This is a genomic window from Blautia sp. JLR.GB0024, from assembly GCF_037000545.1.
In the GTDB taxonomy this organism is placed as follows: domain Bacteria; phylum Bacillota; class Clostridia; order Lachnospirales; family Lachnospiraceae; genus Blautia; species Blautia celeris.
This window is the reverse complement of sequence record NZ_JBANBF010000013.1, coordinates 134753-151553: the sequence shown is the minus strand read 5'-3', so window position 1 is coordinate 151553 and position 16801 is coordinate 134753. Positions and strand designations below refer to the sequence as shown.

15 protein-coding genes and 1 riboswitch are annotated in these 16801 nt (G+C 46.2%); of the genes, 12 read left to right on the top strand and 3 right to left on the bottom strand.

The window, feature by feature from the left end:
• Positions 1-24: 24 nt before the first annotated feature.
• Positions 25-858, top strand: a complete 834-nt coding sequence (locus V8Q34_RS22195; RefSeq protein ID WP_335836336.1) for a sugar phosphate isomerase/epimerase family protein — start codon at positions 25-27, stop codon at positions 856-858.
• A 92-nt stretch (positions 859-950) separates the two neighbouring features.
• Here V8Q34_RS22195 and V8Q34_RS22190 read toward each other — a convergent pair whose 3' ends face one another.
• Positions 951-1616: a YesL family protein gene (locus V8Q34_RS22190; RefSeq protein WP_335836335.1), complete on the bottom strand. Its 666-nt coding sequence runs from the start codon at positions 1614-1616 to the stop codon at positions 951-953.
• A gap of 440 nt (positions 1617-2056) precedes the next feature.
• Between V8Q34_RS22190 and V8Q34_RS22185 the strand changes: the two genes are divergently transcribed.
• The 5 genes from V8Q34_RS22185 to V8Q34_RS22165 all read left to right on the top strand — a co-directional run bounded on the left by V8Q34_RS22185 (position 2057) and on the right by V8Q34_RS22165 (position 8668).
• The gene (locus tag V8Q34_RS22185; RefSeq protein WP_335836334.1) at positions 2057-3397 is read left to right on the top strand and encodes an ABC transporter substrate-binding protein; all 1341 of its coding nucleotides are present in this window, start codon (positions 2057-2059) and stop codon (positions 3395-3397) included.
• A gap of 114 nt (positions 3398-3511) precedes the next feature.
• Entirely contained in the window at positions 3512-4390 is an 879-nt protein-coding gene (locus V8Q34_RS22180; RefSeq protein WP_033141697.1) for a carbohydrate ABC transporter permease, read from the top strand.
• 15 nt (positions 4391-4405) lie between these two features.
• The gene (locus V8Q34_RS22175) at positions 4406-5245 is read left to right on the top strand and encodes a carbohydrate ABC transporter permease (RefSeq protein WP_033141698.1); all 840 of its coding nucleotides are present in this window, start codon (positions 4406-4408) and stop codon (positions 5243-5245) included.
• Between the two features lie 107 nt (positions 5246-5352).
• Complete coding sequence (locus V8Q34_RS22170) at positions 5353-7644, top strand: alpha-galactosidase (RefSeq protein ID WP_335836333.1); 2292 nt, start codon at positions 5353-5355, stop codon at positions 7642-7644.
• A 112-nt stretch (positions 7645-7756) separates the two neighbouring features.
• Positions 7757-8668, top strand: coding sequence for an AraC family transcriptional regulator (locus V8Q34_RS22165; protein ID WP_033141700.1), 912 nt, complete (start codon positions 7757-7759; stop codon positions 8666-8668).
• Between the two features lie 50 nt (positions 8669-8718).
• Here the strand turns inward: V8Q34_RS22165 and V8Q34_RS22160 are convergent, their stop codons facing one another.
• On the bottom strand, positions 8719-9606 hold the full coding sequence (locus V8Q34_RS22160; RefSeq protein WP_335836332.1) for an AraC family transcriptional regulator: 888 nt from the start codon (positions 9604-9606) through the stop codon (positions 8719-8721).
• Between the two features lie 240 nt (positions 9607-9846).
• Here V8Q34_RS22160 and V8Q34_RS22155 point away from each other — a divergent pair, with 240 nt between their 5' ends.
• From V8Q34_RS22155 to V8Q34_RS22130, 6 genes are all read left to right on the top strand, one after another.
• Complete coding sequence (locus tag V8Q34_RS22155) at positions 9847-10644, top strand: ABC transporter ATP-binding protein (RefSeq protein WP_335836337.1); 798 nt, start codon at positions 9847-9849, stop codon at positions 10642-10644.
• On the top strand, positions 10641-11429 hold the full coding sequence (locus tag V8Q34_RS22150) for an ABC transporter permease (protein ID WP_335836331.1): 789 nt from the start codon (positions 10641-10643) through the stop codon (positions 11427-11429). Before V8Q34_RS22155 ends, V8Q34_RS22150 begins: the two co-directional genes overlap by 4 nt.
• A gap of 3 nt (positions 11430-11432) precedes the next feature.
• Positions 11433-12233 (top strand): ABC transporter permease, encoded by an 801-nt coding sequence (locus tag V8Q34_RS22145; protein ID WP_033141704.1) that lies wholly within the window; start codon positions 11433-11435, stop codon positions 12231-12233.
• A gap of 218 nt (positions 12234-12451) precedes the next feature.
• A riboswitch (cyclic di-GMP riboswitch) is annotated at positions 12452-12542 on the top strand.
• A gap of 384 nt (positions 12543-12926) precedes the next feature.
• A complete protein-coding gene (locus V8Q34_RS22140; protein WP_335836330.1) occupies positions 12927-13511 on the top strand; it encodes a hypothetical protein in 585 nt (194 codons plus the stop codon).
• Positions 13512-13523: 12 nt separating this feature from the next.
• Positions 13524-14813, top strand: a complete 1290-nt coding sequence (locus V8Q34_RS22135; RefSeq protein ID WP_335836329.1) for a hypothetical protein — start codon at positions 13524-13526, stop codon at positions 14811-14813.
• 25 nt (positions 14814-14838) lie between these two features.
• On the top strand, positions 14839-15372 hold the full coding sequence (locus V8Q34_RS22130) for a hypothetical protein (protein WP_335836328.1): 534 nt from the start codon (positions 14839-14841) through the stop codon (positions 15370-15372).
• 396 nt (positions 15373-15768) lie between these two features.
• Here the strand turns inward: V8Q34_RS22130 and V8Q34_RS22125 are convergent, their stop codons facing one another.
• The gene (locus tag V8Q34_RS22125) at positions 15769-16683 is read right to left on the bottom strand and encodes a helix-turn-helix transcriptional regulator (RefSeq protein WP_335836327.1); all 915 of its coding nucleotides are present in this window, start codon (positions 16681-16683) and stop codon (positions 15769-15771) included.
• Between the last annotated feature and the right edge of the window lie 118 nt (positions 16684-16801).

Sequence of the window (16801 nt, the reverse complement as noted above, 5' to 3'; positions counted from 1 at the left end):
GGAAAAGAAAGAGAGGTATTTTTTATGAGAGTAGGAGTTTTGATAGAGATTTTCCGGGATACGGATGTGGATGCCAAATTCGCGGAGCTGCGTTCCATGGGGATGGAGAGCTGCCAGCTTGTGTGCTGGGATAAGGAAATTATGAATCAGGAGACTGCAGATAAGGTGAATGCAGCTGCTGAGAATCACAAAGTAGATATCACGGCATTCTGGTGCGGCTGGGAAGGTCCGAGAGTATGGGATTTCTATGACGGTCAGCTTACCCTGGGTCTGGTTCCTGAGGCATTTCGTTTCGAGAGGGTGAAAATGCTGCAGAAGGGCATTGCATTTGCCTCCATGATCCATGTAAAGGATGTGGCTACACATGTGGGATATATGCCTGAAAATCCTTATGACCCCAATTATGCAGGCGTTCTTGCATGCCTGAAGGAACTGGTGAAACAGTGTAAGGAAAACGGACAGAATTTCCTCTTTGAGACAGGACAGGAGACACCGGTTACGCTGAAAAGAGCTATCCAGGATATTGAGAAAGAACTGGGCAAAGGCAATGTGGGCATTAACCTGGACCCTGCAAACCTGGTAATGTACGGTAAAGCCAACCCTGTAGATGCTCTGGAGGTGTTCGGCGAGTATGTCATGGGTATTCATGGCAAGGATGGAAAATATCCTACAGACGGTCATATGCTGGGAGAAGAAGTGCCGCTGGGACAGGGTAAGGTAAACTACCCCGCGTTTGTGGCTAAACTGAAAGAGATCGGATATGCCGGAGATATCACCATTGAGCGTGAGATATCCGGTGAGGAACAGAAAAAAGATATTGTTATGGCAAAAGCGGTTCTGGATGAACTGCTGAAATAAAAAAGAAAAGACACCGCCTGCACGGCTGCATGATTTCCGCAAGATACGGAACTGCGCTGCTGCAAAAAGGCGGTGTCTTTTTTTGTTTTGATTCATTTGTGCGGCGTCCCTTTTGCCGGGGGCGTCTCTTCTTTTTCCAGATAAGGCCGGAAGATACGGTACAGCAGAAAAGAGTCAATATAGGCCGTGAGAGCAAAGCCGAAGAAGAACCAGCAGCACGCGTAAAGCGGCATCAGCTCAAGGTCCTGATAGGTCATGTACATAGGCAGAATCGTAATGACGGCAATGGCCAGCGTAGACGGAAAATGTATGAAGGCGAAGAGGAACGCGTTTTTCAGCAGTTTCCCGGCTGTGTTGGCAAAAGCGGCGATCACGGGAAAGATATAGAGCGCCACAATGACCAGAAGCCCCATAAGTGCCTCTGACATGTAAAGCAGAACTTTGCCGTAGGAGGATGCCCCCTGTGTCTGCATAAGAAAGCGAAGGTTCATGATCAATATGACGCCTGCCAGCAGAATGCCAAGCCAGATTACCAGAGACTGGAGGAAATTTTGTTTAAACGCACGGAAAAATGTTTTGGATGTGCTGCTGTCATTTCCCTTGACCATACGAAGCGTGCAGTGATACAGCGCTGTTATGGCCGGCCCTATGGTGACAATGGGGATGCAGCAGACAATGAAAAGGAGATTGGCCACCACCAGGTCCCCGATCCTGCTGAGAAAAATGTGAACAACATTGTCTTCGTTTAAAAGATTCATAATTCCCGCCCTTTCTGATATGAACAATTTCGATGTGATTCTAAGGGCTATTCTAGCATTAAACGGTGAAGAATGCAATTGTGGTATGTAATTTTGAGTGAAATAATAGAAAAAACAGGAAAAATGTAAAAAATATGGAATAATGTTATATGTTTTAGACTTAATGTATTCTTGATATGTGAGAATAGACCCGTCATTGTGACGAAAACCACCAAAAATATATGGAAAACAAAGCATATATAATAATTAAACTGCAAGGAAAAGCCGATGAAATCAACAGAAAGTGTAAAAATAGCACAAACATATAACATTATGACATATTATAAAAACATATAACCATTTAATATTATTCCATGTGCAACTATAATAAGACTATCACTCAGAGATACAGCAAAAACTGTTATTCTGACGAAAACTTTAATGCAAAAGGAGGAGCAAGTATGAAATTCAGAAAGGTAGCAGCATTATCACTGGCAAGCGTAATGGCACTTTCACTGGCAGCATGTGGAGGAAACAGCGGCGGAGACAGCAAAGGTACAGATGACACCGAAACAAAAACAGAAGGTGAGAAAACTGACGGCGAAAAGACAGAAAGCAGCAGCTCCAGCGGCGCAGAACTTTCCGTATCCATCTGGGATACCAACCAGGAACCGGGTATCAAAGAGATTCTGGCAGATTTCACAGAGCAGACAGGAATCAAGACAAAACTCTCCGTTGTAAAATGGGACGAGTATTGGACCATGTTAGAGGCAGGCGCACAGGGAGGTTCTCTTCCGGATGTATTCTGGATGCACTCAAACGAGAGCCAGAGATATATGTCCAATGACATGCTTCTTGATCTGACCGACAAGATCAAAGACAGTGATAAGATCGACCCGGAAAACTACCCGTCCGATATCTGGGGCCTGTATACATACGAAGACAAATATTATGCAGTTCCTAAGGACGTAGATACAACTGCTCTCTGGTATAACAAAGCAATGTTCGACGAAGCCGGACTGGAATATCCTACTTCAGAGTGGACATGGGATGACGTGACAGAAGCAGCTAAGAAGCTGACAAAAGAGGACGGCAGCCAGTATGGTATGGCATTGAGAAACGATAACAACCAGGCTGGTTACTATAACATGATCTATGATAACGGCGGAACGGTTATCAGCGATGACAAGAAAACATCAGGATGGGATGATCCGAAGACCATCGAAGCTATGCAGCAGCTGGAAGAGTGGATCAAAGCAGGCGTTATGCCTTCTATCGAGACCATGTCTGAGAACGGTGAAGATGTTCTGTTCCAGTCAGGCAAAGTTGCTATGGTATTCCAGGGTTCCTGGATGCTGGCAGCATATCGTGACAATGAGTACACAGCAGCAAACTGTGATGTTGTAGAACTTCCGAAGAATGCTAAAACAGGCAGAAGATCTTCTATCTATAACGGCCTCGGATGGGCAGCATCAGCAAACGGCGAGCACACAGACGAAGCTTGGCAGCTCATCGAATACCTGGGATCCAAAGAAGCTCAGGAAAAACAGGCTGAACTTGGCGTTACAATGTCCGCATACACAGGTACTTCTGATGCATGGGCAAAATCCGCTGACTTTAATTTACAGGCATACCTGAACATGATGGATGACATGGTTATCAGACCATACTCCAAAACAACAGTTACCTGGGAAAATGAAGACAACGAGATCTTAAAGAGCGTATACACCGGTGAAAAGAGCATGGAAGATGCCTGCAAGGAAATGGCAGAGCAGATGAATGAGAAATTAGCCGAGGAGTAATCAAAAAGAAGCTGAATTGACCGAGGATTAAACTGCAGGCAGGTTCGTAAGAATCTGCCTGTATTTGGAAAAGGAGTGAGTGGCGTGGCTAGTAATGGGAATGCAAAGAAGCAAATGAAAACCAGCAGGGAACGCAGCGAGTTTTTGTGGGGCTGGCTGTTTATCCTTCCAACTGTGATTGGACTGGTTGTTTTAAATATAATCCCGATTTTCCAGACTTTATACCAGAGTTTCTTTAAAACAGGAGACTTCGGAAAAGGAAATATTTTTGTTGGACTTGATAATTATGCAAAGGTTTTCGGAGACCATGAGGTATGGCAGTCTCTGATCAACACATTTAAATATGCAATTGTAGAAGTTCCTTTCTCTATCATAATAGCCCTGGTTCTGGCAGTTTTACTGAACAGAAAAATGAAGGGACGCGGTATATACCGTACTATCATCTTCCTCCCAATGGTTGCAGCTCCTGCAGCGGTTGCCATGGTTTGGAGATGGCTGTTCAACTCAGATTTCGGTCTGCTCAACAACGTGTTCCACACAAATGTAAAATGGGTGTCTGATCCCAGGATCGCAGTATTCTCCATTGCTGTCATCGGTATATGGTCTATCATTGGTTACAACATGGTACTGTTTATATCCGGTCTGCAGGAGATTCCCCATGACTATTATGAGGCGGCAGAGATTGACGGAGCAACAGGCATCAAGAGCTTTTTCCATATTACAGTACCCCTGTTATCCCCCACAATCTTCTTTGTTCTTGTAACACGTGTCATCGGTTCCCTTCAGGTATTCGATTTAATGTACATGGTAATGGATAAATCCAACCCGGCTTTGGAAAAGACCCAGTCCCTGGTATACCTGTTCTACAAATACGCGTTCATCAACAAGAACATGGGCTATGGCGCAACTATCGTTATCCTGCTTCTGATCATCACCATGATCATCACGGTGTTCCAGATGATAGGGCAGAAAAAATGGGTGTTCTACAACTAGAAAGGGGGATGCAGTATGGATAGTATGGAAAGAAAAAGCAAAATGATAAACATCCTCATTCATATAATCTTGATCCTGGTATCAATAACAATGCTGATACCGTTTGTATGGATGATTCTCACAGCGTTTAAATCAGTGACAGAGGCAACATCCGTTAACCCCTTTGTCATCTTCCCGAAGGTATGGAGAACAGATGCATTTACCTCCGTTATGGAGAACATGAACTTCCTGATCCTGTATAAGAATACACTGCTTCTGATCCTGTTCCGTGTTATCTGCGCGGTACTGACAGCTACTTTGGCAGGTTATGCTTTCGGACGTCTGCATTTTAGAGGAAGAGACTTCTGTTTCTCCCTGGTACTTCTGCAGATGATGGTTCCGGTTCAGATCTTCATCATTCCCCAGTACCTGATGGTAAGTAAAATGGGAATGCTGAATACTATTTTCGCACTGGTATTCCCCGGTATGGTTACCGCATTCGGTACCTTCCTGCTCCGCCAGGGCTACATGGGACTTCCTAACGACCTGGAAGAAGCGGCAAGGCTGGATGGATGTAATATCGGACAGACATTTCTCTATATCATGGCACCGCTTACCCGGTCCAGCATGGTTGCCCTGGGAATCTTTACGGCAGTGTTCGCGTTCAAAGACCTGATGTGGCCGATGATCGTCAACACAGACAAGGATATGCTGGTTCTGTCTTCTGCACTTGCAAAAATGCAGGGACAGTATACTTCAAAATTCCCGGAACTGATGGCAGCTTCCCTGATTGCCTGTATTCCGATGATCGTCCTCTATATGATCTTCCAGAAACAGTTCATCGAAGGTATTGCAACCAGCGGTGGTAAACTTTAAGAAAATCAAGGCCGGCGTAATAAGGTGTTATTGCGCCGGCCTGTTTTTAAAATCCGGCCGCACTCAATGAAATAACTGAGCGCGGATCGAAATAAAAGGAGAAGAATATGGCGATTAGATTTCATGAAAAGACAAAAGAATTTCATATTTTTAATGGAGAAGTAAGTTATCTCATGAGGATTATGGAAAATGGACAGTTGGAGAATCTGTATTACGGAAAGGCTGTCCGCGATAAGGAGGACTTCAGCTATCTTCACGAGGAAGCCATGCGCTCCCAGATGTCCGTTTGCATTCCGGAGCCGGGTATTTTATCCATGCAGTATACAAGGCAGGAATATCCGGTGTATGGAACCGGCGACTACAGAAGCCCTGCTCTCACGATTCTGCAGGAAAACGGCAGCAGAATCGTGGACTTTTCCTATGTATCTCATGAGATTTACAGAGGAAAGAAAGCGATCACGCCTCTTCCGGCTACCTATACGGAGTCTGAGGATGAGGCAGAGACGCTGGAAGTCACACTTCACGATGATGTGACAGATACAGATATGGTGCTTTCCTATACGATCTATGAGGACTATCCGGTGATCACCCGAAATGTCCGTTTTGAACAGAAAGGTGCACAGAAGATTGTCCTGGAGCGGGCCATGAGCGCCAGTGTGGAATTTCTGGATATGGATTATGAGCTGGTACAGCTGTCCGGTGCATGGTCCAGAGAGCGGTATGTGAAGAACAGAAGGCTGGATATGGGTATCCAGTCTGTGCATGGGTCTAATGGCACATGCAGCGGCGCGGAACACAACCCGTTCATCGCACTGAAACGCCCCCACACCACAGAGAACCAGGGTGAGGTCTACGGATTCAGCCTGGTGTACAGCGGAAACTTCCTGGCACAGGCAGAAGTCTCCACGTTTGATATGACAAGGGTTATGCTGGGTATCAATCCGGAGGATTTTGCGTGGGAGCTTGGTCAGGGCGAGAGCTTCCAGACACCTGAGGTGGTTATGGTATACAGCGACCAGGGCCTGAATAAGATGAGCCAGGCATACCACAGACTGTACAGGAAACGTCTCATGAGGGGTACCTGGAGAGACAAGGCGCGCCCAATCCTGCTCAACAACTGGGAAGCCACATATTTTGATTTTAATGAGGAAAAAATATTAACCATAGCAAAGAAAGCAAAAGAGGCCGGTGTGGAGCTGTTCGTTCTTGATGACGGATGGTTCGGGGCCAGGAATGATGACTACAGAGGTCTTGGCGACTGGTACGTCAACCTTGAAAAGCTGCCGGACGGCATCTCCGGTCTTTCCCGTAAGGTGGAGGAGCTGGGGCTGAAGTTTGGTCTCTGGGTGGAACTGGAGATGGTGAACAAGGACAGTGACCTGTACCGGGCACATCCGGACTGGCTGATCGGTGTGCCGGGCCGCTTTGAGTCACATGCAAGGCATCAGCATGTACTTGACTTCTCCAGAAAAGAAGTGGTAGATCATATTTACGAAATGATCTCTAAGATACTGCAGGAATCCTCCATTTCCTACATCAAGTGGGATATGAACCGTTATATGACAGAGCCATACAGCAGAGGGGCAGATGCCTCCCAGCAGGGTAAGGTGATGCATAAATACATTTTGGGCGTGTATGACCTGTATACCCGCCTGACCACAGAGTTCCCTGATATCCTGTTTGAATCCTGTGCCAGCGGCGGAGCCAGGTTTGATCCGGGCATGCTGTATTTTGCGCCGCAGACCTGGACCAGTGATGATACGGATGCCAGTGAGAGGACCAAGATCCAGTACGGTACTTCTTATGTATATCCTGTTGTCAGCATGGGCTCCCACGTGTCAGCAGTGCCGAACCATCAGATGCACCGTATGACGCCCATCGAGACAAGGGCGAATGTGGCGTACTTCGGAACATTCGGCTATGAGCTGGATCTGAACCTGCTGTCAGAAGCAGAACTGGAGAGCGTGAAAAAGCAGGTTGTGTTCATGAAGGAATACAGGGAGCTGATCCAGGTGGACGGCGATTTCTACCGTCTGCTGAGTCCTTTTGAGGGAAATGACACGGCATGGATGGTGGTGGCCCGGGATAAATCCCAGGCAGTTGCCGCGTTCTACCAGAGAATGAACAAGGTAAATGCATCCTGGCTCAGGCTGAAGCTCCAGGGACTGGATGCGGATACACTGTATGAGGTGAGCTGTGATCTGGCTCCTTCCGCATCTTATGATGACAATATAGCGAAAATATATGGATTACGAACAGATGAAGATATGGTGAAAACCTACTGCGCATACGGCGATGAGCTGATGCAGGTGGGTATACCGATTGACAGGGAAGATTTGAACAAAAAGGGCGGAGATTTTGCATCCCTGCTCTATACCCTGAAAAAGGTAACTGACTAGAATGATGCGGCGGGAATGTTCAGGGTAGTGTTCCCGGACATTTCCGCCGTTTTTTAACTGCGGCAATGGTGTTTGTCCATTGTCATCTATGCATGCAGAAGGAGGGATTGCGTTGAAACACACAACCGGATTTACGAGTTCGGCCAGATACAGATGCCTGGAAGATTTGCAGAGGGAAGCTGTGGAGCTATGTCTTATTTACTGTGGCTGGGAATACTGCGACCCGGGGCACCGTTTCGGGCCGAATAAGAGGACTTCTTATGTATTGCATATTGTGAGGGAAGGTAAGGGAACTCTGGAGATATATAAAAAGAAATATAACCTGAGCGCAGGAGACGCGTTCCTGATTCCGCCCAGCACGGAGGCATGGTATGAGGCTGACCAGGATGACCCGTGGTCTTATATGTGGGTGGGCTTTACCGGGTTTAAGGCTGAGGAATGTGCCAACGGTGCGGGATTTTCAGTGAAGACGCCTGTGCATAAGGTTGAGTGTATGGGGGTGCTGAATGAATATATTGATGCAATGCTGGAGGCGCACCAGCTCTCCTACACGGACGAGCTGAGGAGAAACGGGCTTCTGATGCTGTTTTTTTCCGCGCTGATTGACGAGCACAGGAAGAATATTCCGGGTTCGGGCAGTCCGCATCCATATCCCGGTTCTGTGTATGTGAAACATGCAATGGAATATATTTCCTTTAATTATAACCAGAAGATCAAGATCAATGAGCTTGCGGATTACATTGGTGTGAACCGAAGTTATCTGACAAGCAGTTTCAAGAAAGCCATAGGATGTTCACCCCAGGAATATCTGGTGAACCTGCGTATGGAAAAAGCAAGGTCCCTGCTGAAGAACACAGATATGCAGATCAATGCCATTGCCAATTCCGTGGGCTATGTGGATCAGCTGGCTTTTTCCAAAATATTCAAACAGCATTATGGAATGAGCCCGAGAGCTTACAGAGAGGAAGAAGAAGAACTGGTGATCAAAAATAAAAAAGGTGATTATGAGGGGGCGCCCTTGTAAGGGAAAAAGATATCCGCCGGCAGAGATGCCGGCAGGTATCTTTTTCCCTATTATCCCTCTTTTCGATAGGCGGCAGGTGAGAGGCCGAAGTATTTCTTGAACATGGCGGAGAACTGAAAGGGGCTGGAAAAGCCCACTGACGCGGCAATGGTCGACACGGGCTGTTCTGTTCTGAGAAGCAGGGTGGAGGCACGTTCCATTCTCAGCGCTTTTAAATATTCCCTGGGAGTCTGCCCATAGGCTGTCTTGAAAACAGAACACAGGTAATTGGGATGAATATGGAGTACATCCGCTACATCCTGTATTTTGATGGGCTCGCTGTAGCAGGAGTCAATAAAGGCCCTGGCATCCTGCGCATAATCTTTTTCCCGGATAGAGGAGGGACAATAGCAAGCCTGTGTTTCAATCAGGCGTGCGAACAGGTGGAGCATACGGCTGTTCACTTCCAGACATTTCTCCGGCTGGGAGACAGGGAAAAACTGTTCGCCGGGATACTCATTTCTGCTGTAGGACCTGACATTCTGCAGCCGGGGATCTGTGACAGTGAGTATAGATAATATCAGGCGCTCCAGTTCATCCGGAGGCAGGCAGATATCCGTAACCCTGTCTTTGCCGAACAGCATTTCCACAAAGGGGCTGCGGGAATCGCAGAAAAAACCGATCCAGGTGTATTTCCATGGGTCTGTGCGGGAGGCCTGATAGTGCCCGGAAGTGCCGGAGGGGATATAGAAAGCCTGTCCGGCGCGGACGTTGTAGGTTCTTCCCTCAGTCTCCAGAGTGCCACTGCCTTTCAGGACAAAATGGATGAGGTGGTAGGGTTTCATATAAAATCCATACTGATAGCCGGGACTGCACTCCTGGATGCCGCAGTGGTTGAACTGCAGGGACAGGAGACTGACGGCAGTCCGGTGGATCAAAAGGTCCCTGTTTCCGAGCATAACAGCACTTCCTTTCTCTTGTATTGTGGATGATAGTCTGCTCCGGCTTTCGTGCTGGGTTTCGCAGGACTTTGAATAGTGATATTTTATCACGGGAGGCAGTAAAATTCGAGGGGATGTGGCGAAGATGTTGGATTTTGACAGGTATTTCTTAGAAAACCATATGTCCATTTTGCGGAGGGTCTGTTATCCTTCAAACAGGTAATAAACTGGGGAAAGGAAGTGCTCAAATTGGAAGTGATGGAAGTCAGAGATTTGAAAATGGAGTATAGGACTGTCAAAAAGGAAGAGGGAATCCGGGGGAGTATCCGTCATCTTATCAAACCCAGGTATGGGAAAAAGGAGGCTGTGAAGGGGGTGTCTTTTTCCATTGCGCAGGGGGAGAGTGTGGCGTTTTTGGGCGCAAACGGGGCCGGGAAATCCACCACGATCAAGATGCTCACAGGGATTCTGAAGCCCAGCGGGGGTGAGGTGTCCATTATGGGAAAGAACCCGTTTTGTGACAGGATGGAGAACGCGAAGAAGATCGGTGTGGTGTTTGGACAGAAGACACAGCTTTGGTGGGATATTCCGGTGATCGAGACTTTTCGGCTGCTGAAAAATATCTATGAGATACCGGATGACAGGTACGAAAAAAATATGCGGGAATTCCGGGAGATTCTGGATTTGGACGCATTTCTGGGGCAGCCGGCCAGGAAGCTCTCGCTGGGGCAGCGGGTGCGGGCAGATATGGCGGCGGCACTTCTGCATGAGCCGCCAATCCTCTTTCTGGATGAGCCTACCATTGGACTTGATGTGGCGGTGAAGCAGAAGATTTATGCGTTTCTGCGAAGAATCAATGAGGAGAAGAATACGACGATTCTGCTGACCAGCCATGACCTGAATGACCTGGAATCCCTGTGCGGGCGTTTGATCATTCTGGAGCAGGGGGAGATTTTATTTGATGACAGGATGGATAAGATTTTTGAACAGTATCCTGAGGGGACCACGCTGGAGCAGATCGTGATCGGGCTTTTTAACAGGAGGAGCTGCGGATGAAGAAGTACATGGCTTATATGCGGTGCGGGTTTTTGGAGGGATGTGCGTACCGGAGCAATTTTATTACGGGGATGCTGGCTAATTTTATCCAGGCTGCAGTGATCTATTATGTGTGGAGGAGTATTTTCAGGTATCAGGGGGTGGTAAATGGGTATACCTGGGAAATTATGAGGAAGTATGTGTTTGTAGCCTTTTTGTGTAACTGTTCCTTTTCTTTTGGGTTTGAGATGAATACGGCGAAGAGGATCATAAAGGGGGATATCATTCTTGATCTGCTCAAGCCGGTGCCTTACAGGGGAATGCTTTTTTTCAGGATGCTGGGGACAGCCGGGATGGAATTCGGGGTGACGCTGATACTTGTCGGGTGTCTGTATCTGTCGGTGAACGGTGCGGCGGGAATCCGTTTGGAGAGGGTACTGCTGTTTTTGGTGTCCCTGTTTTTGGGAATGGGGATAAAGTTTGGGATACAGTATTTGTTTTCCCTGCTGTGTTTTTATACGGATAATTCTTATGGGGTGACTAAGGCCAGGGAGGTGCTGACCAACTTTTTTTCCGGGGCGATCCTGCCGCTTGTGATGTTTCCCGGGGGGCTTAGAAGGGTTGTGGAGGTGCTGCCTTTTCAGGGAATCGTATTTACGCCATGCAGCATTTTTATAGGGACTTTTTCCATGGAGGAGAGTCTTCGGGGGATTGCGGTGCAGGCTGTTTGGATTGGGATTTTGTGGGTGTGCGGGGCACTTTTTTGGAAGAAAGCATCAGGGGTCATTTCCCTGTATGGAGGGTGAGAGATGAGGAGATGGAGGCATTATTTGAGGATGTATGGGCAGATTCAGATGCAGAATATGAAGTCCCTGGCTGAGTACAGGACGGATTTCCTGATGATGGTATTTTTTACCGGGTTTTCTCAGGTTTGTAATCTGGGGGTGCTTGGGATCATTTACAGTAATATCCCTGAGGTGGGGGGCTGGAAGCTGTGGGAGATACTGCTTTTGTACAGTTTTCTGTTGTTCTCGGAGGGGTGTATTAACTTCTTTTTTCAGGGAACCTGGAAGATTGCGGAGATGATCAATATGGCGGATCTGGACCGGTTTCTGGTGCGGCCGCTTCCCGTGGGGCTGCAGCTTCTCACGGCCAGGATTGATTTTGACGGGCTGAATAAGATGGGGATTGCGGCGGCTGTGTTTGCTCTGGGGGCAAGTCACTGTAATATCAGGTGGAGTTTGTGGAAAATTGTCTGTCTGGCGGTGTTTCTTGTGGAATGTTGTGTGATTCGTGTGTGTATGATCTGGATTGCAAGCTGTGCCTCATTTTGGATGGAGGGAGGGAAGAACAGTTTGAATTTCTTTGCTATTTCCATTGGGGAGATGGCGAAATATCCGCTGATCATTTATCCGCCTGTACTGCAGGGGATATTTGCGTATTTGATTCCGTATGCGTTTGTCAGTTACTATCCGGTGGGGTATCTGCTGGGAAAGAGCGGGATGCGTGCCGGGGTGATGGTTATGCCGGCAGTGTGTGCGGTGATGGCGGGGGTGGCTGTGATTGTGCTTAAGAGGGGGCTTGGGAGGTATGAGAGTAGTGGGAATTGAGATGGGACAGGATTGTTTCGGGGAATGCGGATGAATTTAAAAATATTAAAATAATGCAGGGTATAACATTGCGAATATATTGTGAAGAAATATTTTTGTCATACTGGATGTGCAAAGTCATATTTGCACATTCTTGGCATAAATAGTATAATTTTGGTATTCTGTAAATACATGTTGACATTTAACACGAAATAGAGTATGGTGAGTTTAAGATAAATATTCGATAATAGTAAAGCTGTCGAAAGGCAGTGACACAAAGCTAAAGGGTCTAAGGTCTAACAAGCATGACTATGACAGCCAGTTGCCGTATTATTTTTTGTAAGGTAATTTTTATACCTTGCTTTATTTTGATACGCTTCTGCCTGCAAATTGCTGCAGGCAGTTTTTATTTCGGGGAAAAGTGTATCCCGAGGTAAAAAGCCGGTAGATACTTGTCACAGGATAAGTATGTTCTTTTTGTACGAAAAAATGAAAGAACGCCCCTGCCGGAGGCAGCAGAATCCTTTAGGTTTGTGCAAAGTTCAGGCATAGCGCCGGAGTTTGCCGCACAAACATCCGAAACTGAAAAAAATCAGGAACCGCGCGAGAGTATGCCTAGGCATACTCTCTTTGTTATTATAGGTATAATAACAAAAACATCCTGAAGACATAAAATATAATTTCGTGCGGCCAAAAATTTCAGAGGTGAGAGAATTGAGTGAAGAAGAGAAGAAAACAAAGAGCACCGGTGAGATGGTCACTGATAATGCCCTGAAACTTCAGAAAGCGGTACTGAGACAGAAAATCATGATCGGAGCCCTTGTAGGAGTCATAGCAGTGGGCGGTGCCGGTGCAGCGGGGTATAAGCTCGGATGGTTTGGCGGAGACAATGACAAGGCACAGGAGGAGCAGGTATCAGCGGATATTGATCCAAATGCAGGGGACTGGGACGGAACTATCCCGGAGGCCCCGAAAGGCGATCCCAATGCGGAGAATATAGAATTACCGGGATATCCTAAGATATATATTCCTGCAGGACAGACAGATGTGGATGTGGCATTTTCCAACCCGGAAGGGAACCCCTGTTATTTTACATTCCAGCTTGTGCTCAAGGACGGCGGGGAAGTGCTTTATGAATCAAAACAGGTGCCTCCCGGGGAGGCGATTACAACAGCTACATTGAGCAAGGCTTTGGATGCAGGGGAATATGCGGCTGAACTGAGAATCACAACGGCAAGTATTGTGGACTTATCCCCCATGAACGGAGCAAATATGGAGACCGTGCTCGATGTGAGATAAGGGTGGTGTTTCATGGACAGCAGGAATTGGAGAGGGATTGTAATTTCTGTTATCACGTCAGCGGTACTTGTAGTTGGAAATACGGGGATGGCCTTTGCTGACGCGGAGCAATTTAATGAAGACGGGGAAGCAGATCCTGCAGTATCACAGGAGCTTGTCCGGGATGTGTACGGAAATTGGATTTCAGCAGATATAGAAGAACCTCAGGACTTTGACGAAGAAGAGGAAACAGAAGATAGTCTTCAGGAAGAAAATGAGGAAGAAAAGGATGAAGTCAACAGAGTGCATCATCACGATGAATTCTGTGGCTATAGAGAGGCAGTGCCGGAAATACCATGCGACCATGAGTGTGTGGATACGGATGGGGACGGCATTACAAATCATTGTCCGGAATGTGCGTACCGGCCTGCAGTTGAAGCGGCTCCCTGCAAGTATGAGCTGGAAATGCTGAAAGCAGAAGAAGAGCTGAAAAAACAGCAGGAGCTGGAGGAACAGCAGGAAAGTAAGGATTTGGAGGAGGAAGACCAGGATTCAGAGCAGCAGGGGGAAGATGACCCCGAAAGTGAAAATCCTGAACAGAAGGATTCCAAACCGGAAGAATCCGGGGAAACAGACGGACAAAATAATAAGAAAGAAGATGAGAACGGAGGAGAAGAAAGCGGTGACAGTCAGAAAGATACACCGTCCGGAATAACAAATCAGGGCCAGAAGGATAATATTTCCCATATGGATGAACAGGCCCATGAGGTGACCTCACCTCAAACGGAAGGACAGGAAGATGTTTCTGAGGAAACACGCGCAGAAGATGAAGAGACAGCGGATACCGGTGAAAAGGATGAAGGGGAAGCCATAGAAGGAACGGAAGATATGGAGAATACCCCGGAAAATCCGGATGCTGAAAAAGAACCGCTGCCGTCAAATGAACCTGTATATGAAGTCGAAATTCCTTCACAGGTAAAACTGACAGATGACACGGACAGCTTTACGATCCAGACTAAGAAATTGATACCGGAAGAGGATGGCGAGCTTGTAGTCACAGTGGAAGGAACTGAGAGCAGAGACAGGAAGAACTTCGCACTGTACTGCGGAGAAAACAGTTGGGAATACCGGCTGGAGATAGCCGGGAACTTGATTACACCGGAAGAGAATCAGGCGATTCTGGATGGGTGGAGTGAGGCACAGGATGTGAATATTCTGCCGGAAAATAGTATTGATTTGTGTGCGGGGGAATATTCGGGAGTGCTGGTGTTCCATGTGGTGTATGAGAGCAGAGTCGAGAATTTTGAAATGGAAATTAATTAAAATTATAATTTAGGAGGATTTGGTTATGAAGAAAAAAGGGTTAGTAGCTATGGGGTTGGCAGGGGTTATGACGATTGGGATGTGTGTGCCGGTGTTGGCAGCGGAGGAGTTTACAGATGCTTCACAGAATATCGAACAAACAGACGGAATACCTCCAACAATCAATGGAACAGAGTTGGAAATGAATGTACCTTCTCAATATAAAATAAGCATACCATCAAAAATTAAAGTTGATTCTAAAGGTACTAAAGAGAATATAAAGATATCTGTATCAAGAACAATATTGGCTAATGGCAATGTCCTGAGTGTTACAGTTCCGAATCAAGCTATAGAATTAGAATTATCAGGAAGTAGTGTAAAATACAATATGAAATTTAATGATGGAAAATCAAAAGATACAGCATGGGAGTTGTGTACTTTTGACAATTCAATAGATACAGAAACTGATAGAACTTTTTCACTATTAGCAGGTGATAATGAAAAAATAAAGGTAGCAGGAACATATACAGGAACTGTAACATTTTCGATAAGTGAAGTAGCAGCTACACCAGCTCCCTGAAACTCCCAGTTAATATAATTATCATAAAATTATTTTGAATTAAATTGATACAAGTATTAGTAGGCATCTTTATAAATAAAATGACTCCTTTTCGGTAAGAATTACGATATAATGTTTTTGCCAAAAAGGAGTATTTTATAAAAATAGAAAAGAAGAATGATTACTTAAAGAGTGACATTAGCTGTGTTTATGTGATCTATGTACACTTGAAGGCCAGTTTCTATAATGTGCTCTGTGAACTATTGAAAACAGAATTAAAGGTTTCATTTATGTGTGAGTAAATTATAGCAATAAATTCAATAAAATGTCTACCCGGTGGTAAATAGCGTAGGCGCGTTGCAGAAATTTAGGTCTGGTGGAAGAATATAGATGTGTTTACGGCCACCATACAGTATTTTACAAAGACCTCAGAACATTTGACATAAGATAGCTGTCTTTCCGGAACTTCCGCGGCGAAACCCCGGTACATTTCCGAAACACCCGGGAATAATACCCCGCGTCCGTAAACCCCGCACTAAACGCCGCATCTGTGATACTATACTCCTCATCCCGCAGATAAGGAATGCTCTGCTCCACACGATAGCGCAGCAGATAATCAAACAAAGATTCATTCATATGTTTCTTAAAAAAACGACAGCACTCACTCTTACAGATATGCACGGAATCTGCAATATCTGTAAGGGTGATTTTCTTATCATAATTCTCATGAATAAACCCCAATATAGTCTTAAGCCTTGCCAGCTCCTTAGGATTCAGCGATTCCGCCTCCTGATTAAAAGCCCCCTGATGGCGCAGCAAAACCAGCCAGATCTCCGACAACAGCATCTGCACCTCCATCTCATAAAAATCCGGCCTCTCCAAATCCAGCTCTATGACCTTCTTCATTTTCTCCCTGATATCCCCATGCCACTCCTCACTCCCATCAAACCAAAGCGCCGAGAACTCATGCCCATTTACCACCAGGTCCACGTATTTTGTCTGTATCAGACTCTTCTCAAACCCATACACAATCTTAGGGTCAAAGGTAATACTCCAGTAATGGCAGTCCTTCCCCTCAACCATATGCCCACTGTGCAGCGTATTGGCATTGCCGAACATCACGTCCCCCTCCTGCAGATGAAAATCCGCTCCGTTCACCTGGTAGATCATCTCCCCATCCTCCACCAGTGTCATCTCAATCTCCGAATGCCAATGCCAGGAAAATGTTCCGAATTCATAGTCTGTAATACACTCTTTACTCACCAGTACAGGAAATGTAAAGTCCCCGTGCGCCTTAATTTCCCTCTGATTCCTGTTTGTCTGTATCTGCATCCTTTTCCCTTCCCGGTAAAATGCCAAAATCTCAATATCGTCCATATATTCTTCAAGATATTCCTAGAAATACACCTCATATATACATTATAATACAAGTAAAGTATGAGTCAAGAAA